Annotated in this window: 24 protein-coding genes; 17 read left to right on the top strand and 7 right to left on the bottom strand. The window is 66.2% G+C overall.

Annotated elements, in window-relative coordinates; genetic code table 11:
- Positions 1–83: 83 nt before the first annotated feature.
- From KHY18_RS17780 to KHY18_RS17770, 3 genes are all read left to right on the top strand, one after another.
- Positions 84–1,283, top strand: a complete 1,200-nt coding sequence (locus tag KHY18_RS17780) for a threonine ammonia-lyase (protein WP_213302804.1) — start codon at positions 84–86, stop codon at positions 1,281–1,283.
- Between the two features lie 121 nt (positions 1,284–1,404).
- Complete coding sequence (locus tag KHY18_RS17775) at positions 1,405–1,551, top strand: hypothetical protein (RefSeq protein WP_213302801.1); 147 nt, start codon at positions 1,405–1,407, stop codon at positions 1,549–1,551.
- A gap of 294 nt (positions 1,552–1,845) precedes the next feature.
- Positions 1,846–3,711, top strand: a complete 1,866-nt coding sequence (locus KHY18_RS17770) for a phosphoenolpyruvate carboxykinase (GTP) (RefSeq protein ID WP_213302798.1) — start codon at positions 1,846–1,848, stop codon at positions 3,709–3,711.
- Positions 3,712–4,015: 304 nt separating this feature from the next.
- On the opposite strand, the gene KHY18_RS17765 is transcribed toward KHY18_RS17770, so the two are convergent.
- Positions 4,016–4,336 carry a hypothetical protein gene (locus tag KHY18_RS17765; RefSeq protein WP_213302795.1) on the bottom strand — a complete coding sequence of 107 codons (321 nt, stop codon included), beginning with the start codon at positions 4,334–4,336 and terminating at the stop codon, positions 4,016–4,018.
- A gap of 130 nt (positions 4,337–4,466) precedes the next feature.
- On the opposite strand from KHY18_RS17765, the gene KHY18_RS17760 reads away from it, so the two are divergent.
- The 5 genes from KHY18_RS17760 to KHY18_RS17740 all read left to right on the top strand — a co-directional run bounded on the left by KHY18_RS17760 (position 4,467) and on the right by KHY18_RS17740 (position 8,178).
- Positions 4,467–5,429 carry a LysR family transcriptional regulator gene (locus KHY18_RS17760; protein ID WP_213302792.1) on the top strand — a complete coding sequence of 321 codons (963 nt, stop codon included), beginning with the start codon at positions 4,467–4,469 and terminating at the stop codon, positions 5,427–5,429.
- The gene (locus tag KHY18_RS17755) at positions 5,426–6,280 is read left to right on the top strand and encodes a metallophosphoesterase (protein ID WP_213302790.1); all 855 of its coding nucleotides are present in this window, start codon (positions 5,426–5,428) and stop codon (positions 6,278–6,280) included. Before KHY18_RS17760 ends, KHY18_RS17755 begins: the two co-directional genes overlap by 4 nt.
- Before the next feature lie 122 nt (positions 6,281–6,402).
- The gene (locus KHY18_RS17750) at positions 6,403–6,825 is read left to right on the top strand and encodes a universal stress protein (protein ID WP_213302787.1); all 423 of its coding nucleotides are present in this window, start codon (positions 6,403–6,405) and stop codon (positions 6,823–6,825) included.
- 123 nt (positions 6,826–6,948) lie between these two features.
- On the top strand, positions 6,949–7,662 hold the full coding sequence (locus KHY18_RS17745; RefSeq protein WP_213302785.1) for a 3'-5' exonuclease: 714 nt from the start codon (positions 6,949–6,951) through the stop codon (positions 7,660–7,662).
- Between the two features lie 9 nt (positions 7,663–7,671).
- A complete protein-coding gene (locus KHY18_RS17740; RefSeq protein WP_213302783.1) occupies positions 7,672–8,178 on the top strand; it encodes a flavin reductase family protein in 507 nt (168 codons plus the stop codon).
- Positions 8,179–8,305: 127 nt separating this feature from the next.
- On the opposite strand, the gene minE is transcribed toward KHY18_RS17740, so the two are convergent.
- The 4 genes from minE to KHY18_RS17720 form a co-directional block, all read right to left on the bottom strand.
- Positions 8,306–8,566: a cell division topological specificity factor MinE gene (gene minE, locus KHY18_RS17735; protein ID WP_159911359.1), complete on the bottom strand. Its 261-nt coding sequence runs from the start codon at positions 8,564–8,566 to the stop codon at positions 8,306–8,308.
- 3 nt (positions 8,567–8,569) lie between these two features.
- A complete protein-coding gene (minD, locus tag KHY18_RS17730; RefSeq protein ID WP_213302781.1) occupies positions 8,570–9,385 on the bottom strand; it encodes a septum site-determining protein MinD in 816 nt (271 codons plus the stop codon).
- Between the two features lie 66 nt (positions 9,386–9,451).
- Positions 9,452–10,192: a septum site-determining protein MinC gene (minC, locus tag KHY18_RS17725; RefSeq protein ID WP_213302779.1), complete on the bottom strand. Its 741-nt coding sequence runs from the start codon at positions 10,190–10,192 to the stop codon at positions 9,452–9,454.
- Positions 10,193–10,295: 103 nt separating this feature from the next.
- Positions 10,296–12,410: an acetoacetate--CoA ligase gene (locus KHY18_RS17720; protein WP_213302776.1), complete on the bottom strand. Its 2,115-nt coding sequence runs from the start codon at positions 12,408–12,410 to the stop codon at positions 10,296–10,298.
- 171 nt (positions 12,411–12,581) lie between these two features.
- On the opposite strand from KHY18_RS17720, the gene KHY18_RS17715 reads away from it, so the two are divergent.
- The 3 genes from KHY18_RS17715 to KHY18_RS17705 all read left to right on the top strand — a co-directional run bounded on the left by KHY18_RS17715 (position 12,582) and on the right by KHY18_RS17705 (position 16,245).
- Positions 12,582–13,871: a solute carrier family 23 protein gene (locus tag KHY18_RS17715; protein ID WP_213302773.1), complete on the top strand. Its 1,290-nt coding sequence runs from the start codon at positions 12,582–12,584 to the stop codon at positions 13,869–13,871.
- A gap of 304 nt (positions 13,872–14,175) precedes the next feature.
- Entirely contained in the window at positions 14,176–15,690 is a 1,515-nt protein-coding gene (scpC, locus tag KHY18_RS17710; protein ID WP_213302771.1) for a succinyl-CoA:acetate CoA-transferase ScpC, read from the top strand.
- A 132-nt stretch (positions 15,691–15,822) separates the two neighbouring features.
- The gene (locus tag KHY18_RS17705) at positions 15,823–16,245 is read left to right on the top strand and encodes a hotdog fold thioesterase (protein WP_213302769.1); all 423 of its coding nucleotides are present in this window, start codon (positions 15,823–15,825) and stop codon (positions 16,243–16,245) included.
- 129 nt (positions 16,246–16,374) lie between these two features.
- On the opposite strand, the gene KHY18_RS17700 is transcribed toward KHY18_RS17705, so the two are convergent.
- Complete coding sequence (locus tag KHY18_RS17700; RefSeq protein ID WP_213302767.1) at positions 16,375–16,938, bottom strand: cob(I)yrinic acid a,c-diamide adenosyltransferase; 564 nt, start codon at positions 16,936–16,938, stop codon at positions 16,375–16,377.
- A 144-nt stretch (positions 16,939–17,082) separates the two neighbouring features.
- Here KHY18_RS17700 and KHY18_RS17695 point away from each other — a divergent pair, with 144 nt between their 5' ends.
- Together KHY18_RS17695 and KHY18_RS17690 are read left to right on the top strand one after the other, a co-directional pair.
- The gene (locus KHY18_RS17695; protein WP_213302766.1) at positions 17,083–17,418 is read left to right on the top strand and encodes an EF-hand domain-containing protein; all 336 of its coding nucleotides are present in this window, start codon (positions 17,083–17,085) and stop codon (positions 17,416–17,418) included.
- Positions 17,419–17,505: 87 nt separating this feature from the next.
- Positions 17,506–18,927: an FAD-binding oxidoreductase gene (locus KHY18_RS17690; RefSeq protein ID WP_213302765.1), complete on the top strand. Its 1,422-nt coding sequence runs from the start codon at positions 17,506–17,508 to the stop codon at positions 18,925–18,927.
- A 27-nt stretch (positions 18,928–18,954) separates the two neighbouring features.
- On the opposite strand, the gene KHY18_RS17685 is transcribed toward KHY18_RS17690, so the two are convergent.
- Positions 18,955–20,214, bottom strand: coding sequence for an MFS transporter (locus tag KHY18_RS17685; protein WP_213302764.1), 1,260 nt, complete (start codon positions 20,212–20,214; stop codon positions 18,955–18,957).
- A gap of 64 nt (positions 20,215–20,278) precedes the next feature.
- Here KHY18_RS17685 and KHY18_RS17680 point away from each other — a divergent pair, with 64 nt between their 5' ends.
- The 4 genes from KHY18_RS17680 to KHY18_RS17665 all read left to right on the top strand — a co-directional run.
- Positions 20,279–21,184 (top strand): AraC family transcriptional regulator, encoded by a 906-nt coding sequence (locus KHY18_RS17680; RefSeq protein WP_213302762.1) that lies wholly within the window; start codon positions 20,279–20,281, stop codon positions 21,182–21,184.
- A 138-nt stretch (positions 21,185–21,322) separates the two neighbouring features.
- A complete protein-coding gene (locus tag KHY18_RS17675; protein WP_213302761.1) occupies positions 21,323–21,922 on the top strand; it encodes a tetratricopeptide repeat protein in 600 nt (199 codons plus the stop codon).
- Positions 21,923–21,987: 65 nt separating this feature from the next.
- The gene (locus KHY18_RS17670) at positions 21,988–22,812 is read left to right on the top strand and encodes a hypothetical protein (protein WP_213302759.1); all 825 of its coding nucleotides are present in this window, start codon (positions 21,988–21,990) and stop codon (positions 22,810–22,812) included.
- A gap of 139 nt (positions 22,813–22,951) precedes the next feature.
- Positions 22,952–24,378, top strand: a 1,427-nt coding sequence (locus tag KHY18_RS17665; RefSeq protein ID WP_502769137.1) for a lyase family protein, incomplete at its 3' end; no start/stop codon positions are given.

The raw sequence follows: 24,378 nt of genomic DNA, 5'->3' as shown, positions 1-24,378 counted from the left end.
AGCACGGCGCACAGAACCTGTATGCCCCGCCGCGGTTATTCCCGGTGCCGCGCGCTGCGCCCTCTCAGTGGAGACAATGGCCCATGATCAGCCTTCAAGACATCGAGCTCGCGGCCCAGCGCCTGCACGGCCATATCCTCGAAACCCCTTGCGTGGAATCACGCACGCTGTCGCAAATCGTCGGCGCCCAGGTGTTCCTCAAGTTCGAGAACCTGCAGTTCACCGCGTCGTTCAAGGAGCGCGGTGCCTGCAACAAGCTCGCCCAACTCACGCCCGAAGAGAGCGCGCGCGGCGTGATCGCCATGAGCGCCGGCAACCATGCCCAGGGCGTGGCCTACCATGCGCAGCGCCTGGGCCTGCGCGCGGTGATCGTCATGCCGCGCTTCACGCCCGACGTGAAAGTCGAGCGCACGCGCGGCTTCGGCGCCGAAGTGGTGCTGCACGGCGACACGCTCGACGAAGCACGTGCCCATGCACGTGAACTGGCACAGGAACAGGGCCTGGTGTTCGTCCACCCCTATGACGACGCCGCCGTGGCCGCGGGCCAGGGCACGCTGGCGCTCGAAATGCTCAAGGCCCAACCCGACCTCGAAATGCTGATCGTGGCGATTGGCGGCGGCGGCCTGATCGCCGGCGTGGCCACGGCCGCCAAGGCGATCAAGCCCGACATCGAGATCATCGGCGTGCAGACCCAGCGCTTTCCGTCGATGGTCAATGCCATACAGGGCAGCGATCTGCCCATGGGCCAGTCGACCATCGCCGAAGGCATTGCCGTCGCCTCGCCCGGCCAGTTGACCCAGGGCGTGGTGCGCGCATTGGTCGACGATCTGCTGCTGGTCGATGAAGGCGATATCGAGCAGGCGGTGCTGATGCTGCTCGAAATCGAGAAAACGCTGGTCGAAGGCGCGGGCGCCGCGGGCCTGGCCGCCATGCTGCGCCACGGCGCGCGCTTCGCGGGCAAGAAAGTCGGGCTGGTGCTGTCGGGCGGCAACATCGACCCGCTGCTGCTCGCGGCCATCATCGAGCGTGGCATGGTGCGCTCGGGCCGGCTGGCGCGCATTCGCGTCAGCGCGCGCGACGTTCCGGGCGTGCTGGCGCGCATCACCGCCACGGTGGCCGACGCCGGCGCCAACATCGAGGAAATCCACCACCAGCGCGCGTTCACGCTGCTGGCCGCGCAGAACGTCGAAATCGAATGCGTGCTGCAGACGCGCAATCGGCCGCATGTCGAACAGGTGCTCGCCAGCCTGCGCGCCCAGGGCATGGAAGCGCAGGCCGCCTGAGCGCGGGCCGCCGGCGCACCCTGTCAGCCTCATGGCTTACCCCAGGCCCGGCAGCGCCCGGGTCTGCTTAAAATAACGGCAATTGCCTCTTTTTTCACCAACCGACGGGAGCCCCAGTCTCATGACCCATCCCCACGCTACGGCCGCGGCCGATGCGCATCCCGAAGACTCGACCGAAGCGATTGTTCGCTACATCCCGGTGGTGCTGCCGCTGGTCGGTGCGGTGCTGATGTTCCTGCTGGCCTTCATCGCCGTATACCTGGCCTGAAGCCGTTTTCTCGCCCCCGCAAGCCCCGGTCACGGGGCTTTTTTTCGCCTTTTTTTTACGCAGATCAAGCGCACTTCACGCATAGATTGATACTTATATTGCATAGTTTTTTGCCTTATGGATGACACAAAAATGCGCTACCTCCCTAAAATTGCGGCTTCTTCCTGATTTGGCTGCCGGGTTCGCCTCCGGTCGAGTGGCCTACGGACGCTGAAAAAAACCTGTTTTCTCAAAGGCTGACGCCGTGCTGCGCTGCCTTCGAAAAAACGTTTTTTCAATTAGAAAGCTCCCGTGATGAACGCACCTGCACTGCAAGCCCTGACCATTCAGGCGCCCTCCTATGTCAAGAATGCCCGGCTGATCGCCTGGGTCGCCGAAATGGCCGCGCTGTGCAAGCCGGCCAACATCCACTGGTGCGACGGCTCGCAGGAAGAGTACGACGCGCTGTGCCAGCAACTCGTCGCCGCCGGCACCTTCAAGCCGCTCAACGCTGCCAAGCGCCCCGGCAGCTACCTCGCCTGGTCCGACCCGTCGGACGTGGCGCGTGTCGAAGACCGCACCTACATCTGCAGCCAGAACGAAGCCGACGCCGGCCCGACCAACAACTGGATGGCGCCCAATGAAATGCGCGCCACGCTGCAACCGCTGTTCGACGGCTGCATGGCCGGCCGCACGATGTATGTCGTGCCGTTCTCCATGGGCCCGCTGGGTTCGCCCATCGCCCACGTCGGCGTCGAACTGTCCGACAGCGCCTATGTCGCCGTGAACATGAAGATCATGACGCGCATGGGCAAGGACGTGTACGACGTCATCGGCACCGATGGCGACTTCGTGCCCTGCATGCACACCGTGGGCGCACCCCTGGCCGAAGGCGAGAAGGACACCACGAGCTGGCCTTGCAACAAGACCAAGTACATCGTCCACTACCCGGAAACGCGCGAAATCTGGTCGTACGGTTCGGGCTACGGCGGCAATGCGCTGCTGGGCAAGAAGTGCTTCGCGCTGCGCATCGCTTCCACCATGGGCCGCGACCAGGGCTGGCTCGCCGAACACATGCTGATTCTTGGCGTGGCCAAGCCCGACGGCACCAAGTACCACGTCGCTGCCGCTTTCCCTTCGGCCTGCGGCAAGACCAACTTCTCCATGCTCGTGCCGCCCGCCGCATTCGACGGCTGGAAAGTCACGACCATCGGCGACGACATCGCCTGGATCAAGCCCCAGGCCGACGGCTCGCTGCGTGCGATCAACCCCGAAGCCGGCTACTTCGGCGTGGCCCCGGGCACGAACTACCACACCAACCCGAACTGCATGGCCAGCCTCGACAAGAACGTGATCTTCACGAACGTCGCGCTGACCGATGACGGCGACGTCTGGTGGGAAGGCATGGAGAAAGACACCGGCAAGCTGCCCGATCACCTGATCGATTGGCAAGGCAAGGACTGGACACCGCAGATCGCGCGTGAAACCGGCGCCAAGGCCGCCCACCCCAACGCCCGCTTCACCGTGGCCGCGACCAACAACCCCGCGCTCGACCCCGCCTGGGACGACCCGGCTGGCGTGAAGATCGACGCTTTCCTGTTCGGCGGCCGCCGCTCGACCACCGTGCCCCTCGTCACCGAAGCGCGCACCTGGACCGAAGGCGTCTACATGGCCGCGACCATGGGCTCGGAGACCACCGCCGCGGCCTTCGGTGCCCAGGGCGTGGTGCGCCGCGATCCGTTCGCCATGCTGCCTTTCATGGGCTACAACATGAGCCAGTACTTCCAGCACTGGCTCGACATCGGCGCCAAGCTCGAAGCCACGGGCGCGACGCTGCCCCACCTGTACACGACCAACTGGTTCCGCAAGGACGAAGCCGGCAAGTTCGTCTGGCCCGGCTACGGCGAGAACATGCGCGTGCTGAAGTGGATGATCGACCGCATCGAAGGCCAGGTGCAAGGTGTGGACAACATGCTGGGCGTGAGCCCGGCCTACGCCGAAATCAACTGGAACGGCCTGGACTTCAACGCCGCCCAGTTCGACACCGTGACGCGCATCGACAAGGACGCCTGGAAGGCCGAGCTGCAACTGCACGACGCGCTGTTCACCCAGCTCGCCGACAAGCTGCCCCAGGAACTGCTGGCCACCCGCGCCAACCTGGAAAAGCGTCTGGCTGACTAAGCCTCACTCCGAGGAGCGGGCTGGCCCGCTTGCCGAAAAAGCCCTGCTCCGCAGGGCTTTTTTCATTGCCGGGCCGCCCCAAGATGAAAACACCCGCTTGGGGGGCAGCGGCTACGCGAAGCGAGCAAGCGTGGGGGCTTTTTCATCGCCGGGCCGCCCCAAGATGAAAAACACCCCCTTGGGGGGCAGCGGCTACGCGAAGCGAGCAAGCGTGGGGGCTATTTTCATGCAAAAAAAGCCGCGGCCTTGTGGGCAGCGGCTTGATTCGGCGGGACAGCAGCCCCGCCAGGGGAAGATCAGCGGCTCAGCGCGACTCGCCTTGCATCGCACGGCTCAGATCGGCCATGATGCGAGCATCCTTGAGCGCGGCGTTCCAGGTGTGCTCGTCTTCGGCGGCCTGCTTGCGGCTTTGCACCCAGTCGCGGTGACCGGCGCGCACAGTAACGGCAGTGCGACGAACCACCGAAGCCAGCATGCGCAGTCCCGCCCGGAGAGTTGCAAGCAGCGGCAGGCGCTGCGAACCCGTGAGGTCGGCGGCGGTGGCTTGCAGGAACACCGCAGCGCGCTGGACGCGCACGATGCCGGTGTGTTCAAAAGAGGGGCTGGAATTTACGGTGCTGGTCATGATGGAAACCCTTTTTACAGACGCTTGTGGCGAAATTGCCGGGCAATGCAGTAATCATAGGGTTTACCCCATGCAACCTCAAATTTATCTTTTGAATTAATATCATTCATACCAGTGATGTATTGCCACCATGACGCCGCACAGCTTCCACCACCTCGACCTGAATCTGCTGCGCGTCTTCGACGAAGTCATGGCGGAACGCAGCCTCACACGGGCCGCGCACAAGCTCGCCATCACCCAGCCCGCCGTGAGCAATGCGATGCGGCGCCTGCGCGAAGCGCTGGACGATGAGTTGCTTGTACGCCACGGTCAGGGCGTGCAGCCCACGCCGCGCGCGCTTGCGCTGTGGCCTGCGGTGCGCGGCGCGCTGGCTCAACTGCAGCAGACGCTGGCCCCCAACCCCTTCGATCCCGCCACGGCCACCACCACCTTCGTGCTCGCAATGGCCGACGCCACGGCCTCGACGCTGGTGCCGGCGCTGTACACCATCCTCGAGCGCGAGGCGCCCGGTGTCTCCGTGCGGGTGGTTCCGCTGACCACACGCGACCCGCGCCAGCTGCTCGAGGACGGCACGGCCGACATCGCCGTGGGCTACTTTCCAGCCGTGCTCGCCGACCTGACGGCGCGCGAGCAGTCGGGCGACGTAGTAGGCTTTGAAAGCCGCAGACTGTATGCGAGTGCTTACATCTGCGTGATGCGCGAAGGCCATCCGCTGGCCCATGAGCCGCTGACGCTCGACAACTATTGCGAAGCGCGCCACATGCTGGTGAGCTTTTCCGGGCGCTCCTTCGGCTTCATCGATGAAGCCCTGGCCGCCCTCGGGCGCAAGCGCCAGGTCGTGTTGACCGTCAACCAGTTCTTCACCGCGGGCCGCGTAGTGGTCCAATCCGACCTGCTGACCATCCTGCCGCGCCACTTCGTTCCCGTCACCGGCATGTCGGGATCGCTGGCGCTGCGCGAGCTGCCGTTCAGCGTGCCGCCCGTGCATGTCGAGGCGCTGTGGCGCCACCGCGGCCCGCAGGCCAGCGCCGGCAACTGGCTGCTGCAGGCCTTGTTCCGTTCCGCACAAACCACTTTTCCGCGCTCCCCATGAAGATCCAGCTGCTTTCCGACCTGCACCTCGAAGCCCATCCCCATTTCAAACCCGAACCGGCCGCCGGCGCCGATGTGCTGGTGCTTGCCGGCGACATAGGCTCCTACCAGGAAGGCGGGCTGCTGAGCGACGACGACTTCGGCCTGGCGCGTTTCTCGCCCTTGCCGCAGTACGCAGGCTGGCCCTGCCCGGTGATCTTCGTTCCCGGCAACCATGAATACGACAACCAGGACTTCGACGCCGCCCATGCGCGCTTGCGCGCCACCTGCGAGCGCCTGGGCATGATCTGGCTGGAGCGCGAAACCGCGGTGCTCGATGGCGTGCGCTTTGTCGGCACCACGCTCTGGACCGACTACGACGCCATCGCGCTGCAGGACACCAAAGTGCAGTCGGGCGACCTGGGCGCGCTGCTGCGGCTGCGCGACAAGGCGTTTCGCGCCGCCAACTTCTATTTGCGCAAGACGGGTGGCACGCGCCATGGCGAAGCGTTTCTGGCCGAACCGATGCGCGAACAGGCGCTGCTGTGCCAGCAATGGCTGCAGGCCGCGCTGGCCCAGCCTTTCGACGGCCCGACAGTGGCCGTGACCCATTTCGCGCCCAGCCTGCGCAGCGCCGATCCGCGCTATGGGCTGGTGCCGGGCACAGCCGGCTTTTGCAATGCGCTCGATGAGTGGTTCGCCCATGTGCCGCTGTGGCTTCACGGCCACCTGCACGCGCCCAGCGACTACACGGTGCGCGGCGAGCGCGCCGACGGCACGCCCTGGCAATGCCGGGTCGTGGCCAATCCGCTGGGCTATGCGCGCAAGGGCGAGCAGGACTTTTTCCGGCCGCGCGCATGCATGGAACTATGATGGGTCACCGCTTGCATTACAGCCCTGCGGTTCTCCGGCAGCGGCCTGCAAAAACATGACTTAAATCAAGGCGCACAATTTCTGCTGGGATTAATCTGGTTTCTGAACATCAGGAGGACACCATGAAAATATTGCTTGCTGTCGACGGCAGCGAATACACCCAGAAAATGTTGAACTACATCGCCTCGCACGCCGAGTTGCTGGCGCGTACCCATGAGTACACGGCGGTGACGGTGCAGGCCACCTTGCCGCCGCGCGCGCGCAGCGCATTGAGCAAGGACGTGATCGAAGAGTACTACCAGGAAGAGTTCAACAAGGTGCTGGCACCCGTGACCGAATTTCTGGCCAAGCACGGCGTGAACGTCAACGGCGTGGGCAAGATCGGTCCTGCGGGCGAAAGCATCGCCAAGCTGGCCGACGAAGGCCAGTTCGATCTGTTGGTGATGGGCACCCACGGCCATGGCGCGCTGGGCAAGCTGGTCATGGGCTCGGTCAGCACCCAGGTGCTGGCGCACAGCGCGGTCCCCGTGCTGCTGGTGCGATAAGCCCGCCGGCCTGCATGCAGGCCAGGACACAGAAACCGCAGACTCGTCTGCGGTTTTTTTTCGCGCTGACAGGTCTGCGCCCTGCGCCAGCGCGTGCATTGACGGCCATGGGACAATCCCCTCATGTCTTCTGCCATTGCCGTCATCGACTTTGAAACCACCGGAATGACGCCCGGACAGGGCGCGCGTGCCACCGAGGTGGCCATCGTGCTGCTCGAAGCGGGCCAGGTCGTCGACCGGTTCCAGAGCCTGATGCGCACCGGCGTCTACATTCCCTCGTTCATCACCCAGCTCACGGGCATCACCAATGCGATGGTGGCCACGGCCCCGGCGGCCGAAGAAGTGATGCGCGACGCCGCACGCTTTGTCGGTACGGCGCCCATGGTCGCGCACAACGCGGCGTTCGACCGCAAGTTCTGGGAGGCTGAACTCGCGCATGCGGGCCTGCCCGCGCCGCATGCCTTTGCCTGCACGGTGCTGCTGTCGCGGCGCCTGTACCCCGAAGCCACGAGCCACAAGCTGGGAAGCATCGTCGACCACCTGGGCCTGCCGCGCGCCGGCCGCGCCCACCGGGCGCTGGCCGATGCGGAGATGGCGGCCAGCCTGCTGGCGCGCATGCAGCAGGACCTGCGCCAGCGCTGGGGCATTGCCCAGACCGGCCATGGCCTGCTGTCGACGCTGCAGCGCTGCCCCAAGGGCCAGATCGCGCGCCTGCTCGCGCAACAGGCCGCGCAGCTCCCGCTCACCCGTGACCTCTTCAGCCGCGATGGCGGCCTTCTTCCCCAGGACACGGCGGTGCATCAGGCTCAGCCCATAATAGCCCCATCCTTTCCGTGATCGCTGCCCGTGAACTCGCCACTACCCCACTCTGCCGTAGCCCAGCCACCGCACTTTTCCTCGCATGACTTCCGCAAGGCGCTGGGCCAGTTCGCGACCGGCGTGACCATCGTGACCGCGCTCAATGCCCAGGCCCAGCCCGTGGGCGTGACGGTGAGTTCGTTCAATTCGGTATCGTTGCATCCACCGCTGGTGCTGTGGAGCATGGCCAACAGCGCGGCGTCCCTGTCGGTCTTCATGGCCTGCTCGCACTATGCGGTGCATGTGCTGGGCGCCGAGCAAAAGGAGCTGGCCATGCAGTTCGCGACCAAGGGCATAGACCGCTGGGCCGGCGTCGTCCACCAACCCGGACATACAGGCGTTCCGCTGCTCGACGGCGCCGCGGCAACGTTCGAATGCTTCAACCGCAGCCGCTACCAGGAAGGCGACCACGTGATCTTCATCGGCGAAGTCGAGCATTGCAGCCACCGCAACGATGCGGCGCCGCTGATCTATCACGATGGGCGCATGAAGTAGGCTGCGTAAACAGCGGCTGCGAGAAAATCAATACCGTTCGCCCTGAGCTTGCCTCGCCGGCCGCGTCGAAGGGCGAACGGTTGGGGGTCAGATCGCCCGAAGGCGAAATGGGATGCGGGCCCCCACTTTATTTAGCTTCCGGCAGCTCGATCTTGACTTCGAGCACTTCGAGGTTGTCCTGGCGTTCGAGGTGCACCTTGATGTCGTTCGGGTGGATGGTCACGTACTTGGAGATCACCGCCATCAACTCGCGCTGCAGCTCGGGCAGGTAATCGTGCTGGCTGCGGCCGCCGCCCACGCGCTCATGCGCCAGGATGATCTGCAGACGCTCCTTCGCGACCGAAGCCGATTTCTTTTTTTCGCCCAGCAGAAAAGACAGCATCGACATAGATTACTTCCCTCCGAAGATGCGTTTGAAGAAGCCCGGTTTCTGTGCCGAGATGAAGCGCATAGGCTTTTCTTCGCCCAGGAAACGGTCGATCACATCCTTGTAGGCTTCGGACACGTCGGTGTTCGCCATGTGCACCGCCGGAATGCCCTGGTTGGACGCCTGCAGCACGGTTTCGGACTCGGGAATCACGCCGATCAGCTCGATGCGCAGGATGTCCTGAATGTCTTCGAGCGACAGCATCTGGCCGTCTTCGACGCGGTTCGGGTTGTAGCGCGTGATCAGCAGGTGTTCCTTGATCGCTTCGACGCCCTCGATCGCGCGCTTGGTCTTGGAGCTGAGCATGCCCAGGATGCGGTCGGAATCGCGCACCGAAGACACTTCGGGATTGGTCACGACCAGCGCTTCGTCGGCGAAGTGCATGGCCATCAGCGCACCGCTCTCGATGCCCGCGGGCGAGTCGCAGACGATGTACTCGAAGCCCATTTCGCCGAGGTCCTTGAGGATCTTCTCGACGCCGTCCTGGCTCAAGGCGTCCTTGTCACGCGTCTGCGACGCGGCGAGCACGAACAGGTTGTCGCACTGCTTGTCCTTGATCAGCGCCTGGTTCAGGTTGGCTTCGCCCTGGATCACATTGATCAGGTCGTACACCACGCGGCGTTCGCAGCCCATGATCAGATCGAGGTTGCGCAGACCCACGTCGAAGTCAATGACGGCGGTCTTGTGGCCCCGCAGGGCGAGGCCGGAGGCAAAGCTGGCGCTGGTGGTGGTCTTGCCCACTCCACCTTTGCCTGAAGTCACGACGACGATTTTGGCCATGTTTGCACTATTCCTTAAAAGACGGGCTCGATTGCTGGGAGATAACGCTCCGACAACGCTGACACATTACAAAGGCTCGACGATGATCTTCTCGCCGTCGAGCCGGACTTGGGCCGGCTTGCCGACCACTTCGGGCGGCAGCTCGGTATCGGTGGTGCGGTACATGCCCGCGATCGACAACAGCTGGGGTTCCATGCAGGTGCTGAAGATGCGCGCCGCGGTGTTGCCGCGCGCTCCCGCGATGGCACGCCCGCGCAGCGGCGCATAGACATGCACGTTTCCGTCGGCGATCACTTCGGCACCATAGCTGACCACGGCCAGAACCACCAGATCGGTTCCCCGTGCATAGACCTGCTGGCCCGAGCGCAAAGGCTTGTCGATCACCATCGCATCGGCCATGGGTGCGGGCACTTCACGAATCACTTCGACTTCGCGAATCACTTCCTGCACTTCGACCGGCGCCGGGCGCGCGGTCTGCGCGTCGGGCACCAGGCTCAGGCCCGCGGCGACGGCGTCGCGCGTCTGCGCTTCGCTGCCGCCGCGCACCGCGACGGGCTGGGTATGGTGGCTGCGCAGCAGCGCGATCAGCGCCGGGAAATCGATCGATTCCTCGGACTCCCTGACCTGGGCCAGATCGATCAGGACCGGGTCGTTGTCGAAGAAGTCGGGGTCGTCGGCCAGACGCTGCGCGAGATCGGCCGCGACCAGCTGGACGTCGGTGTCCTTGAGCGCAACGGCCACGACATGCAGCTGTGCGCTCTTGAGGTCAAAACTGGATCGGGCAATGCCCGTCGGATCAGCGGCCATGGAGGGGAGTGCGAAAGGAAAGGTCGGAGACGCATCTCAAAAGATGACAAAGTGTACCCCGGCCCCATGTAATGCAGTCTGCGTGTGACCGCGGAGATACATGTCATGACATATGCACCGTCTCCGCCGCCGCCTGGCGCTTGCGCGCCAGCGCCTCGTACCAGGCGAGAGACGCGGGATTGGCCATGGTGTCCTTGTTGACCACCTGCGCCAGCGGCTTGCCCAGCAGCAGTTGCTTGATCGGCAGCTCCTGCTTCTTGCCGCTGAGCGTGCGCGGCACTTCGGCCACCTGGAAGATCTCGTCGGGCACGAAGCGCGGCGAGACCGCGGCGCGGATCGCGCCGTTGAGGCGCGCGCGCAGCCCGGCGTCGAGTTCCACGCCCGGGCGCAGCACCACGAACAGCGGCATATAGCTTTCGCGCCCCAGGTGTTCGAGATCGACCACGAGGCTGTCGAGCACTTCGGGCAGGGCTTCGACGGCGCGGTAGATTTCGCTGGTGCCCATGCGCAGGCCGTGGCGGTTGATGGTCGCGTCGCTGCGGCCGTAGATCACGCAGCCGCCGCCCGGCGTGATGCGTATCCAGTCGCCGTGGCGCCAGACCGCGCCGGTTTCGGGCGCGGCGTCGCCGCCGCCGGGCCGCCGGCCCTGGCCCGCCGCGAAATGCTCGAAGTAGCTGGAGCGGTAGCGCTTGCCGCTCTCGTCGCCCCAGAAATACAGCGGCATCGACGGAATCGGCTGCGTGCAGACCAGCTCGCCCACTTCATCGATGACCGGCTGTCCCTGGTCGTTCCAGGCCTCGACGGCCGCGCCCAGCTGGCGGCACTGCATCACGCCCGGAATCTGCGGCAGCTCGCGGTGGCCGCCCAGGAACGCGCCGCAGAAGTCGGTGCCGCCCGAAATGTTGTTCCACCAGATGTCTTCATCGGCGCGCAGGCCCGGGTGCCCTTGTTCCTGCGCCTTGGCGCGCAGCGCGCGGAACTGGTCCGTACCCCATTGCTGCACATCGGCCGACAGCGGCGAGCCGGTCGAGCCCAGCGTGCGCACGCGCGACAGATCGCCGCACTCAGACAGATCCACGCCGGCCTTCATGCAGTTCGCATAGAACGCCGCACCCGAGCCGAAACAGGTCACGCCGGTCTCGGCCGCGAAGCGCCACAGCACGCCCCAGTCGGGCTGCTCCTTGCTGCCGCCGGGGCTGCCGTCGAAGATCACGATGGTCGTGCCGCCCAGCAGGCCCGAGACCTGGGCGTTCCACATCACCCAGCCCGTGGAGCTGTACCAATGAAAGCGCTCGCCCCAGCTGTTGGCATCCCAGCTGCAGCCCACGTCGTTGTGCAGGCCCTTGAGTTGCAGCGCGACCAGCACCATGCCGCCGTGGCCATGGACGATGGGCTTGGGCAGGCCCGTGGTACCGCTCGAATAGACGATCCACAGCGGGTGGTCGAACGGCAGCCACAGCGGCTCGAACGCCGCCGTGGCGGCGTCGTCGCGCGCCGTGATGCGTCCCCAGTGCGCGCAGTCGGCGCGGTCCAGCGCCAGATCGAGGTTGTTGATCAGCACCACCTGCTGCAGGCTGGGCAGCCCCTCGCGCAGTTCGGCCAGCACCGGCTGGCGGTCGATGTCGCGGCCCGCGTAGCGCACGCCGTCGACGGCGATCAGCACCTTGGGCTCGATCTGGCGGAAGCGGTCGAGCACGGCCTGCGTTCCCATGTCGGGCGCGCAGATGCTCCAGACCGCGCCAATGCTCGCGCAGGCCAGCAGCGCCACCACGGCTTCGGGAATGTTGGGCAGATAGGCCGCGACGCGGTCGCCGGGCGCGACGCCCTGGGCCTGCAGATGCAGCGCCAGCGCCGCGACCTGGCGGCGCAGTTCGGGCCAGGACAGCTCGCGGTGCAGGCCCTGCTCGTTGCGACTGACGACGGCCGGCATGCCCGCGGCTTGCGCCGCCGTGGTGTGGCGCAGCACCTGCTGCGCGTAATTCACCTGGGCGCCCGGAAACCACTGGGCGCCGGGCATCACATTGCGCGCCAGCACGGCCGTGTGCGGCGTGGGCGACTGCAGCTCGCAGTAGTCCCAGATGCTTTGCCAGAATGCATCGAGCTCGGTGACCGACCAGCACCACAGCGCGTCGTAGTCGGCAAACACCAGTCCGTGGCGCTGCGCGAGCCAGTCCTGGTAACGGCGAATCTGGGGGATGTAGGCAGGAAGTGTGGACATAGTCCCCTGACGTTAAAGCGCGGCGCGCGCAGGCGTTTGCGGGTTAGCCCGCAGACTGCCGCCTGGGCGACACCCGCGCGGGCGTCATGCGCCTACAACGTTTGGTGAATCTGTCCCCCATCGGGCGCGGAATGTCTCTAACATCGCGCCAGTTTTCACAGGAGAGAAGCGATGGGAATATTCCAATGGACAGAAAAGTCCTCCGATGTGCTGCATTCCGGGGGCGTGATCGGCCCCGATGAGCGCCTGCCCTGGCCGCAGACCGGCCTGATGGGCATACAGCACGTGATTGCGATGTTCGGCTCGACCGTGCTCGCTCCCATCCTCATGGGCTTCGACCCGAACCTCGCGGTGCTGATGAGCGGCATAGGCACGCTGATCTTCTTCCTGATCACCGGCGGCAAGGTGCCCAGCTATCTGGGCTCTTCGTTCGCCTTCATCGGCGTGGTGATCGCCGCCACGGGCTATGCGGGCCAGGGAGCGAACGCCAACATCGGCGTGGCGCTGGGCGGCATCATCGCCTGCGGCGCGGTCTACACGCTGATCGGCGTGCTGGTGCAATGGCTGGGAACGGGCTGGATCGAACGCTTCATGCCGCCGGTCGTGACCGGCGCCGTGGTGGCCGTCATCGGCCTGAACCTCGCGGGCATTCCCATCAAGAACATGGCGGCGAGCAACTTCGACAGCTGGATGCAGGCACTGACCTTCACCACCGTCGGCCTGGTCGCGGTGCTCACGCGCGGCATGGTGCAGCGCCTGCTGATCCTGGTCGGCCTGATCGTCTCCAGCATCTTCTACGCGCTGCTGACCAATGTCGCCGGCCTGGGCAAGCCGCTGGACCTGTCGGGCGTGATCAACGCCGCCTGGTTCGGTCTGCCGCAATTGCACACGCCGGTGTTCAGCGCGCCCGCGATGCTGCTGATCGTTCCCGTGGTCATCATCCTGGTCGCCGAGAACCTGGGCCACATCAAGGCGGTCACGGCCATGACCGGCAAGGACATCGACCAGTACATGGGCAAGGCCTTCATCGGTGACGGCGTCGCGACCATGGTCAGCGGCGCGGGCGGCGGCACGGGCGTGACCACCTATGCCGAGAACATCGGCGTGATGGCGGCGACGCGCATCTACTCGACAGCCGTGTTCCTGTGCGCCGCCGTGCTGGCCGTGCTGCTGGGCTTCAGCCCCAAGTTCGGCGCGCTGATCCAGGCGATTCCGCTGCCGGTGATGGGCGGCGTGTCCATCGTCGTGTTCGGCCTGATCGCCGTCGCCGGCGCCAACATCTGGGTGCGCAACAAGGTCGACTTCTCGCAGAACAAGAACCTGATCGTCGCCGCGATCACGCTGATCCTGGGCACGGGCGAGTTCACGCTCAAGTTCGGCGACTTCGCGCTGGGCGGCATCGGGACCGCTACGTTTGGCGCGATCATTCTCTACGCCTTGCTCGACCGCAAGCCGCGATAGCGTTAAACACCCCCTGAGCCGCTTACGCGTCTTCCCCCTCTCATCCTTCGGTGGAGGGGGACGGCACCCTCGCTGCGGGGCGGCCCTTGCTCGGTGCCCCCACGCTGGGGCAAGCCAGTGTCTAGAGCCGCGCAACCCAATCCTAAGCTGGTACCTACATCGCTCCCGCAGTGAGCATGACGACAAACTGGATACCTCGGGTAAACCAGAGGTCAGAGGATCATCGCTGCTAATATGCGCCCCGCAAGCCACCGCGCCCGATTTTCTGGAGACAGGCGGTGGCGCTTTTTTGCGGAGTTTGCAGATGTCCTTGATTGACCGCGTACGGTATAGCGATTTCCATCCCCTGATCATGAGCGCGCAGGCGGCGGCGGAGTTGGTGCCCGCGGGCGCCAATGTCGGCATGAGCGGGTTCACCGGCGCGGGTTACCCCAAGCTTCTTCCCCAGGCACTGGCCGCGCGCGCGCGCGCCGAGCACGATGCGGGTCGGCCGTACAAGATCAGCGTCTGGACCGGAGCGTCCACGGCCCCCGAAATGGACGGCACGCTGGCCGCGGCCGACGCGTTCGAGAAGCGCCTGCCATTCCAGACCGACCCCATCTGCCGCGCCAAGATCAATGCGGGCGAAATGCACTTCGTCGACATGCATCTGTCGCACGTGGCCCAGCATGCATGGTTCGGTTTCCTCGGCGAAATGAAGGTCGCGGTGATCGAGGTGCTGGGCGTGCTGCCCGACGGCCGCCTGATCCCGTCGACGGCCGTGGGCAACAACAAGACCTGGCTCGAGATCGCCGACAAGGTGATCCTCGAAGTCAACACCAAGCCCCCGCTGGCCATCGAGGGCATGCACGACATCTACTACGGCACGGCGATCCCGCCGCGGCGCACGCCGATCAACATGACGCACGCCGCCGAGCGCATAGGCGAAGCCTATCTGCGCGTCGATCCGGCCAAGGTCATCGCCGTGGTCGAAACCCACCAGAGCGACCGCAATTCGGGCTTTGCCCAGCCCGACGCGGTGTCGAGCCAGATCGCGGGCCACATCATCGACTTCCTGTCGCATGAAATGAAGCAGGGCCGCCTGCCCAAGGAAATGCTGCCCATCCAGTCGGGCGTGGGCAACGTCGCCAACGCCGTGCTCGCGGGCCTGCTGACCGGGCCGTTCGAGAACCTGCTGGGCTTCACCGAAGTGCTGCAGGACGGCATGCTCGACCTGCTGCGCGCGGGCAAGATGCGCCAGGCCTCGGCGACCTCGATCTCGCTGAGCAACAGCGCCTACGAGGACTTCGAGCGCAACATCGACTTCTACCGCGAACGCATCATCCTGCGCCCGCAGGAGATCAGCAACCACCCCGAGCTGGTGCGCCGCCTGGGCATCATCGCGATGAACTCGATGATCGAGTCCGACATCTACGGCAACATCAACTCGACCCACATCATGGGTTCGGCAATGATGAACGGCATCGGCGGCTCGGGCGACTTCGCGCGCAACGGCTACCTGTCGTTCTTCGTCACGCCGTCGGTCGCCAAGGACGGCAAGATCAGCTGCATCGTGCCCATGTGCTCGCACATCGACCACACCGAGCACGACACCCAGATCATCGTCACCGAGCAGGGCCTGGCCGATCTGCGCGGCCTGTCGCCGCGCGAGCGCGCCCAGGTCATCATCGACAACTGCGCCCACCCCGACTTCCGCCCCATGCTGCAGGACTACTTCGACCGCGCGCGCCAAAAGGGAGCGCAGCACACGCCGCACATCCTGCGCGAGGCGCTGAGCTGGCACGAGCGCTTCCTCGACACCGGCACGATGCACGTCTGACCGCAGCGCATCGCCCGCCCTGCAAGCCCGGCAGCCGCCGGGCTTTTTTTCCGCCCCTGTCGCCGCGGTCTTTGCCCCGCAGGTCCACTGGGGGCATGATCAGACATTGCGTTCACATCTATGAGTTGCCTTATGTCGATCTGGAAAAAGCCCGCCTCCGTGCACGCCCTGAACCGGGACAGCGCCAACACGGCCGTCAGCCATCTGGGCATAGAAATCACAGAAATCGGCGACGATTTCATCGTCGGCCGCGTACCCGTCGACGCACGCACGGTGCAGCCGTTCGGCCTGCTGCACGGCGGCGTCAGCGTGGTGCTGGCCGAGACCCTGGGGTCGCTGGGCGCGTTCTACGCCAGCCCCGAAGGCCACAAAGCGGTCGGCCTGGACATCAACGCCAACCACCTGCGCTCCGCGCGCAGCGGCTGGGTCACGGCCACGGCCAAGCCCGTGCATATCGGCCGCACCACCCATGTGTGGCAGATCGACATGGTCAACGACGAAGGCCAGCCGACCTGCACCTCGCGCATCACCATGGCGATCCTGGCGCCGCGCTGACGCGCTCAGTAATACATCGTCGCTGAAACTGGCGCGGCCCAGCGCGGGGGCAGCGAGGAAGGGCCGCCCCGCACCGAGGCTGCCGTCCCCCTCCACCAAAGGATGAGAGGGGGAAGCGGCGTAAGCCGCTCAGGGGGTGCTTTCGTTCAGGCGCTCGCTTTTCCAATACACATCGTCGCCGCCATCCATGCGGTTGAGCACGCGCGCCAGCACGAACAGCAGGTCGGACAGCCGGTTCAGATACTGGCGCGGCGCGGGCCGCATGGCTTCGCCGTGCTCCAGCGCCACGACCATGCGCTCGGCGCGGCGCGCCACGGTGCGGCACACATGGGCCTGCGCGGCAGCGCGCGTGCCCGCGGGCAGGATGAATTCCTGCAGCCGCGGCAGCTGGGCGTTGTAGTGCGCCAGCGCGTTGTCGAGCTGCAGCAGGCCTTCGTCCTTGAGCAGCTCGAAGCCCGGAATCGACAGCTCGCCGCCCAGGTTGAACAGCTGGTGCTGGACATCGACCAGCAGCTCGCGCACGTCCTGCGGCAGCGGCTCGCACAGCAGCAGGCCGATGTGCGAATTGAGTTCGTCGACATCGCCCATAGCGTGCGGACGGCCGCTGTTCTTGGACACGCGGCTGTTGTCGCCCAGGCCGGTGGTGCCGTCGTCACCCGTACGGGTGGCGATCTGTGTCAAACGATTGCCCATGGGGGTTCCTGCGAGGAAAAACGCCATTCTCCGTTACAGCGCGCAGGAAAGTGTAGGGCCAGGCAACAGCAAGCAAAAACGCTAGCAACCAAGCCCGATGTGCAGTGGAATGCAGTCGTGTTTATTGTTCCGGAGTTTTTGTCCATGAAGTCCAGCCACCCGCGCGCCATCGGCGCTTTCGAAGTGCGCAGCATGGTCCTGTTTGCCAGCCTGGCGTTCGGCGGTGTCGCCGGCGCGCAGACCGCCCCCCAGCCCACGGCGCGCAGCGTCGCGGCGCCCGCCTCGCCCGCACCGGCGTCGCGACCCCGGCCCTCGGCCGAGCAGGCGGCTTTCGAGCGCGCCGACACCAACCATGACGGCCAGCTCAGCGCCGCCGAAGCCCAGGCCCTGCCCGTGATCGCCAGCCGCCTGCGCGAACTCGATACCGACCGCAATGGCAGCCTGTCGCTGGAAGAGTTCCAGCGCGGCGCGCGCCAGTAGTCCCGCGCGCTGCTGCGACATGCGCCACAGCGCGCATTGACGCCGATCACGGGTGGTATTCTTTTGGATCCCTTGAAGAGGTCCCCCATGAATTCACCCGTCGCTGCCCACCACCTGCTGCCCGCCACACCCCGCGCGGTGCCCGCTGCCTTTCTCGAAGCCCTGGTTGCCCGTTTCGGTGCCCAGTGCTCGCAATCCCTGGCCGTGCGCGAGCAGCACGGCCGCGATGAAGGCGCGCTGCAGGCGCCGCCACCGAGCGCCGTGGTGTTCGCCGAGAGCACCCAGGATGTGTCCGATGCCGTGAAGCTGGCCAGCGACTACGAAGTGCCCATCATTGCCTACGGCGCGGGCTCGTCGATCGAAGGCCATCTGCTGGCCGTGCAGGGCGGCATCAGCCTCGATGTGAGCCGCATGAACCGCGTGCTCAGCGTGAATGCCGACGACCTCACGGTGACCGTGCAGCCCGGCCTGTCGCGCAAGCAGCTCAACGAAGCGATTCGCGACACCGGCCTGTTCTTCCCCATCGATCCCGGCGCCGACGCGAGCCTGGGCGGCATGACCGCGACGCGCGCCAGCGGCACCAACGCCGTGCGCTACGGCACCATGCGCGAGAACGTGCTGGCGCTCGAAGTCGTCACCGCCAGCGGTGAAGTCATCCACACCGGCACGCGCGCCAAGAAAAGCAGCGCGGGCTACGACCTCACGCGGCTGATGGTCGGCAGCGAAGGCACGCTGGGCATAGTCACCGAAGTCACGGTGCGCCTGTTCCCGCTGCCCGAAGCCGTCTCGGCCGCGATCTGCTCCTTCCCCAGCATCGAAGCCGCGGTGCGCACCGTGATCCAGACCATCCAGCTGGGCGTGCCTATCGCGCGCGTCGAGCTGCTCGATGCGAATTCGGTGCGCATGGTCAACAACTACAGCAAGACCACGCTGCGCGAAGAGCCGATGCTGCTGATGGAATTCCACGGCACGCCGGCGAGCGTCAAGGAGCAGGCCGAGACCGTGCAGGACATCGCCAGCGAGTTCGGCGGCCAAGCCTTCGAATGGGCCAGCACGCCCGAGGACCGCACGCGCCTGTGGACCGCGCGCCACAACGCCTATTTCGCGGCCGTGAGCTCCGTGCCCGGCTGCCGCGCGATCAGCACCGACACCTGCGTGCCCATCAGCCGCCTGGCCGACTGCCTGCTCGACTCGATCACCGAAGCCGATGCCAGCGGCCTGCCCTACTTCCTCGTGGGCCATGTGGGCGACGGCAACTTCCACTTCGGCTACCTGCTCGACCCCAACCAACCCGCGCAGTTCGAGAAAGCCGAGGAACTGAACCACCAGTTGGTCGCGCGCGCGCTGCGCCTGGGCGGCACCTGCACCGGCGAACACGGCGTGGGCATCCACAAGATGGGCTTTCTGGTCGACGAGACCGGCGCCGGCGCGGTCGACATGATGCGCGCCATCAAGCGCGCGCTGGACCCGAAGAACATCCTCAACCCGGGCAAGATCTTCACCCTGTAAAAAAGCGCCCCGCGGGGCGCTTTTTTTTTACGCCGCGGCGTAGCGCTGCGCCACCTTCTGGCCCACGAACGCCGCCGACACCACGCTCAGCGCCAGCGCCGTCGCCGAGCCGAAGAACACGCCGCCGTAGAAGTGGGCATCGAGCATCGCGCCGAACACCGGGGCGGCCAGGCAGAAGCCCAGATCGAGGCCCGAATACACAGTGCCGTAGACGCGGCCGGTCGCGCCTGGAGGCGCGGCCTTCTTGATCAGCATGTCGCGCGACGGGCCCGCGATGCCCGTGCCCAGGCCGGCCACGGCCGCGACGGCCAGCGCCACATAGCCGGGCAGCAGACCCGAACCCACGACCGCCAGCAGCACGGCCGACGCCAGCAGGCTGATCGCGATCAGCTTTTCGAGCCGCTGCACGCGGCCCACCAGGAAACCGCCGATCAGCATGCCGGCCGCGCCGCACAGCATGTAGCCCGTCGCCACCAGCGCCGTGAGGCTCAGCGGCAGGCCGTACATGGATTGCAGCGCCGGACTGGCGAAGCTCTGGATGGCGCTGAGCGCGCAGGTGCTCCAGAAGAAGAACGAGAAGCACAGCCAGACCGAAGGCAGGCGCAGGAAGGCCATTGGATGCTCCACAGGCGCGTTGCCGGCCACCGGCCGGGCCGCGGCAGCCACCAGGGGCTTGCGGTCGTCCAGCGCGTCGCGGTTGAGCACCATGATCAGCAGCACCAGCGCCGCCAGGCCCGCGCCGCACAGGCAGGCGGTGCGCCACGAACCAGTGGCCGTGGTGATGCCGGCCATGAACACCGGCGCCAGCGCCCAGCCCAGATTGCCCGAAATGCCGTGCACCGAGAACGCATGGCCTATGCGTGGCGCCGAGACGCGCTTGTTGAGAATGGTGAAGTCCACCGGATGGAACGGCGCATTGCCCAGGCCCGCGAAGACCGAGGCCAGCAGCAGCGTCGCATAGCCCTGGGCGGTGCTGGCGATCACGCCGGCGACGATGAAGCTGGTGAGCGCGGCGAACAGGATGGGCCGTGCACCCACGCGGTCGACCAGAAAGCCCGCGAGCGCCTGGCCCACGCCCGAGACCACGAAGAACACCGACAGCAGCACGCTCAGCTCGGAGTAGCTGTAGCCGAAATCGGCGATCAGCCAGGGAAACAGCGGCGGCAGCAGCAGATGGAAAAAGTGCGAGGAACCATGGGCCAGGCCGATCAGGCCTATGGTGCGCGCGTCCTGGCGCAGCGGAACGGCGGCGGGCGCGTTCGCGGAAGTTGACGGTGAAGCGTTCATGCGGCCATCTTAGGCAAGGCCGGCGCGGCATGTATGCGATAGACTGCCAAAAACTATCGCGCAAATGCCAAAACCGCCCGCCGCCCTGCTTTCGTCGCCCGCCGTGCGCAAGCTGGCGCGGCCGCTGTCCTATGTGGCCACGCTGGACCCGCACCTGTACGAACCCAGCGCGCGGCGGCCGGTGCGCTCCAAGATGCGCGAGCTGCGCCGCGACACCCAGGTCATGCCCCACAGCCACCCCTGGGCGCAGATGGCGATCTCCATGGGCGGCGTGATCCGCCTGTCGATGGACCATGCGACCTATATCGTTCCGCCCAACCGCGCGGTCTGGGTGCCGCCCGGCCTGCCGCACGCGGTGACCATGGTCGAGACCGCGCGGCTCTACACGCTGTACTTTCTGCCGGCGCGCGACGGCGCGGGCGCGCCGGCCGAATGGATGGAGCAGCCGGCCTGGCAGCAGTGCCGCGTGCTGCAGGTCTCGGAGTTGCTGCGCGCGCTGGTGCAGGAGTTGTCGACCGACAGCGACGCCGGCCCGCCGCTGTCGCCCCAGGCCCTGCAACGCGAACACCATCTGAGCGCCCTGGTCTGCGACGAATTGCGCCGCGCGCACGACATGCGCCTGGGCATCGTCATGCCGCGCGACAAGCGGCTGCAGCACCTGTGCGAGGCCGTGCTGGAACAACCCACGCGCCATGCGAGCCTGCAGGAATGGGCGCTCGACACCGGCGCCAGCCTGCGCACCGTGGCCCGGCTGTTCCACAGCGAACTGGGCTGCACCTTCACTCAATGGCGCCAGCAGGTGGTGCTGGCGCATGCCGTGGCGCTGGCCGCGCGCCAGATGCCCATTGCGCACATTGCGGCCGAGCTCAACTACACGCCCAGCGCGTTCAGCGCCATGGTGCGGCGCAGCGTGGGCATGACGGCCGCGGCATTTCTGGGCCAGCACCAGCTTCAGCCTTCCAGCAGCTGATGCGCCAGCGGCGCCGCGGGGCGCCGCAAAAAATGCGAATGATTCGCAAACAGTGTCGAAACGAAAATTAGTGTGCATTCACGGCTTGAATTCACAAGAATCGTCCCTTTGAAAAATAACCAATAGGGACCGCCGTCCATGCACAGGGCTTTCTTGCTATGTTCCGCCGCCATCGCCCTGCTGGGCTGTGCGGCGCAGACACCTGCCGAGCAGTTGGGGCGCGTGAACGACACCGTGCGAGTCTGCGAAGGCAACCGCTGCGTGGACCAGCACCGCAACACCACGCACTTTCAGCCGCCCGCCACCGATGCGGCGGCCGAGCGCCGACTCGAAGCGCTGAGCCGCCTGGCCGAGCAGGACCCCAAGGCGGCCTACGACCTGGGCCTGCGCCTGCTGCGCGGCGACGGCGTGGAGCGCAACAGCTTCCAGGCGATCGAATGGATGCGCAAGGCCGGCGACCGGGGCCTGGTGGCCGCGCAGTTCGCGCTGGGCCGCATCTACCTGCAGGGCTTCGAGGAAATGGGTTCCGACCCGGCCGAAGCCGAGGCCTGGCTCAGCCGCGCCGCCGCCAAGGGCCACAAGGAAGCGCAGCGCATGCTGCCCGACGCCCAGGCCGCCAAGCGCGATGCCCAGGCCGATTACCAGGTCCGCGAGGCCTACCGCACCTCATGGGGCAGCTGGTACGCCGGCGCGCCTTATTACTGGTACTGGGGCGGCGCGGGCTGGATCCTGCGCTGACCCCATTGCCGCGCCGCAAGTTGCGGCGGTCCTCACCACAACAGTTTTACAACCAGAGAGTACCTATGTCCAAGTTTTCCCTGAGCCTTGCCACGCTGGCGTCCGCCCTGATCCTGTCGGGCTGCGTCACACCGGGCGGCGGCATGCTCACCGCGGGCAATTCGCCCACGGCCGCGAGCGGCGCCGCCGGCGGCGCGACCAGCGTCAACGCCAACGAATCGCTGGAACGCTGCGACGCGCCGCTGGGCACCATCGCTGTCGACGACGGCCGCGGCAAGGAATGGTTCGCGAGCTTCGGCCAGGCGACCCAGGTGACCAACATCGAGCCGCTGATCCGCCTGGCCGTGCAGCAGTCGAACTGCTTCGTGATCACCTCGATCGGCAACAGCCGCACCGACAGCCGCATGAGCGCCATCACCGACAAGCAGCGCAACTCCGGCGAATTCCGCGCCGGCTCCAAGCAGCAAAAGGGCCAGCGCGTGGCCGCCGATTACTACCTCGAGCCGGCGATCATCATCAACAACGACTCGGTGGGCGGCATCGCGGCCGGCCTGGGCGGCCTGTTCGGCGGCGCCGCGGGCGCGATCGCCGGCTCGCTGCAAAGCAAGGTCTCGGTGGTCACCATGACCATGTTCGACATCCGTTCCGGCGTGCAGCTGTCGATCTCCGAAGGCAATGCCACGGCGACCAACTACGGCGCGGCGCTGGGCGCATTCGGCGGCGGCGCGGCCGCGGGCCTGGGCGGTTTCTCGCGCACGCCCGAAGGCAAGGCCACGGTGGCGGCGTTCATGGACGCGTACAACAAGATGGTCGTTTCGCTGCGCAATTACAAGGCACAGGAAGTCAAGGGCGGCCTGGGCCGCGGCGGCCAGCTCAAGGTCGGTCAATAAGCCCTTGCGGCATTGAAGAAAGGGCTTCCTCGGAGGCCCTTTTTTTTCGCCCCCCCGCCGCAGTTGTGCCGTCGCTGCAAGCCTGACACACTCCAACGCGGACACCGCATTGCAAAACATAAAAGCACTGGAGACAAACTTGAAAAGCACACCACGCCGTTCCCCCCTGCTGCCCCGCAGCGCCTTGCGCGCGGTCTGCGCGCTGGGCCTGGTCACGCTGTCGCACCTGGCGCTGGCACAGGAGACCAAACGCGACGACTTCTACTGGCTGGGCCAGATCAACAAGGCCTCTGCGGTGATCAACACCGATGAAGGCCTGCTCGACAAAGCCGCGGCACCGCGCATTGCCAAGGGCCTTCAGACCGTTCTGACAGCAGGCGATGCGCCGGGCGGCAAGCGGCCCAACACGGTCATCACGTTCGAGCCGCTGCTGATCGACGCCGCGGGCGTCGAGGCCACCTTGCTGCACGCCGGGCGCTCTAGCCAGGACATGCTGGCCACCGTGCGCTCGGCCGTCCAGCGCGACCAGATGCTGCGCCTCGCACACCAGCTGCGCCAGACGCGCGCCCAGCTGCTGCAGCTCGCGCAGACCCATTCCGCCACCATCGTGCCGAACTACACCAACGGCGTGGCCGCCCAGCCCAACAGCTACGGCCATGCCCTGCTGGGCCACCTGGCGGGCTTTGACCGCGACGCCCAGCGCCTGCAGCAGGCGTTCGCGCGCCTGGACCAGTCGGCCATGGGCACCACGGTGCTCAACGGCACGAGCTGGCCGCTGAACCGCGATCGCATGGCGAAGTACCTGGGCTATCCCGCGACGGTCGACAACGCCTACGACGCCGCGCAGATCCTGGCGGCCGAAATGCCCGCGGAAATCGGCGCCGTGGCGTCGAGCATCGCGCTGCATGTGGGCGCCTTCATCGAGGATGTGATGGTGCAGTACGCCCAGCCCCGACCCTGGATACTGCTGCGCGAAGGCGGCGGCAACACCTATGTCTCGAGCGCCATGCCGCAAAAGCGCAATCCAGGCCTGCTCAATGAAACGCGCGTGCACGCCTCGCGCGTGCTGACGCTGGGCGTTGGCCGCCTGATCATGCAGCACAACATTGCTCCGGGCATGAGCGACAGCAAGCCCACGCGCGACTCCATGGCCGTGGTGGACGCCACCGTGGCGACGCTGCAGTCGTTTGACCGCGTGCTGACCGGCCTGGTGGTGAATCCCGAACGCGCGCTCGAGGAACTGAACCTCGACTGGACCGCCTCGCAGGAAGTGGCCGATGCGCTGATGCGCGACCACCGCCTGCCGTTCCGCGTGGGCCACCACTTCGCCTCCGAAGTCGTGGGCTTTGCCAAGGAACGCAACATCAAGCCCAGCGACTTCCCCTACGCCGATGCGCAGCGCATCTACGCGGCGACCGTCAAGCATGAGATGGGCGTGGAGAACGCCAGCTTCCCGATGTCGGAAAGCGCGTTCCGCGCGGCGCTGGACCCGGTGGCGATCGTGCGCAACCGCATGACCGCGGGTGGCCCGCAGCCCAAGGAAATGGCGCGCATGATCGCCCAGTC

The sequence above is a fragment of the Acidovorax sp. CCYZU-2555 genome (assembly GCF_018413525.1).
In the GTDB taxonomy this organism is placed as follows: Bacteria; Pseudomonadota; Gammaproteobacteria; order Burkholderiales; family Burkholderiaceae_C; genus Comamonas.
Note: the sequence above shows the minus strand (reverse complement) of the source record. Positions and strands in the feature narration are given on the sequence as shown.

Coding starts and splice junctions, on each gene's coding strand:
- KHY18_RS17780 (WP_213302804.1), top strand. CDS start 84: ATGATCAGCCTTCAAGACATCGAGCTCGCGGCCCAGCGCCTGCACGGC.
- KHY18_RS17775 (WP_213302801.1), top strand. CDS start 1,405: ATGACCCATCCCCACGCTACGGCCGCGGCCGATGCGCATCCCGAAGAC.
- KHY18_RS17770 (WP_213302798.1), top strand. CDS start 1,846: ATGAACGCACCTGCACTGCAAGCCCTGACCATTCAGGCGCCCTCCTAT.
- KHY18_RS17765 (WP_213302795.1), bottom strand. CDS start 4,336: ATGACCAGCACCGTAAATTCCAGCCCCTCTTTTGAACACACCGGCATC.
- KHY18_RS17760 (WP_213302792.1), top strand. CDS start 4,467: ATGACGCCGCACAGCTTCCACCACCTCGACCTGAATCTGCTGCGCGTC.
- KHY18_RS17755 (WP_213302790.1), top strand. CDS start 5,426: ATGAAGATCCAGCTGCTTTCCGACCTGCACCTCGAAGCCCATCCCCAT.
- KHY18_RS17750 (WP_213302787.1), top strand. CDS start 6,403: ATGAAAATATTGCTTGCTGTCGACGGCAGCGAATACACCCAGAAAATG.
- KHY18_RS17745 (WP_213302785.1), top strand. CDS start 6,949: ATGTCTTCTGCCATTGCCGTCATCGACTTTGAAACCACCGGAATGACG.
- minE (WP_159911359.1), bottom strand. CDS start 8,566: ATGTCGATGCTGTCTTTTCTGCTGGGCGAAAAAAAGAAATCGGCTTCG.
- minD (WP_213302781.1), bottom strand. CDS start 9,385: ATGGCCAAAATCGTCGTCGTGACTTCAGGCAAAGGTGGAGTGGGCAAG.
- minC (WP_213302779.1), bottom strand. CDS start 10,192: ATGGCCGCTGATCCGACGGGCATTGCCCGATCCAGTTTTGACCTCAAG.
- KHY18_RS17720 (WP_213302776.1), bottom strand. CDS start 12,410: ATGTCCACACTTCCTGCCTACATCCCCCAGATTCGCCGTTACCAGGAC.
- KHY18_RS17715 (WP_213302773.1), top strand. CDS start 12,582: ATGGGAATATTCCAATGGACAGAAAAGTCCTCCGATGTGCTGCATTCC.
- scpC (WP_213302771.1), top strand. CDS start 14,176: ATGTCCTTGATTGACCGCGTACGGTATAGCGATTTCCATCCCCTGATC.
- KHY18_RS17705 (WP_213302769.1), top strand. CDS start 15,823: ATGTCGATCTGGAAAAAGCCCGCCTCCGTGCACGCCCTGAACCGGGAC.
- KHY18_RS17700 (WP_213302767.1), bottom strand. CDS start 16,938: ATGGGCAATCGTTTGACACAGATCGCCACCCGTACGGGTGACGACGGC.
- KHY18_RS17695 (WP_213302766.1), top strand. CDS start 17,083: ATGAAGTCCAGCCACCCGCGCGCCATCGGCGCTTTCGAAGTGCGCAGC.
- KHY18_RS17690 (WP_213302765.1), top strand. CDS start 17,506: ATGAATTCACCCGTCGCTGCCCACCACCTGCTGCCCGCCACACCCCGC.
- KHY18_RS17685 (WP_213302764.1), bottom strand. CDS start 20,214: ATGAACGCTTCACCGTCAACTTCCGCGAACGCGCCCGCCGCCGTTCCG.
- KHY18_RS17680 (WP_213302762.1), top strand. CDS start 20,279: ATGCCAAAACCGCCCGCCGCCCTGCTTTCGTCGCCCGCCGTGCGCAAG.
- KHY18_RS17675 (WP_213302761.1), top strand. CDS start 21,323: ATGCACAGGGCTTTCTTGCTATGTTCCGCCGCCATCGCCCTGCTGGGC.
- KHY18_RS17670 (WP_213302759.1), top strand. CDS start 21,988: ATGTCCAAGTTTTCCCTGAGCCTTGCCACGCTGGCGTCCGCCCTGATC.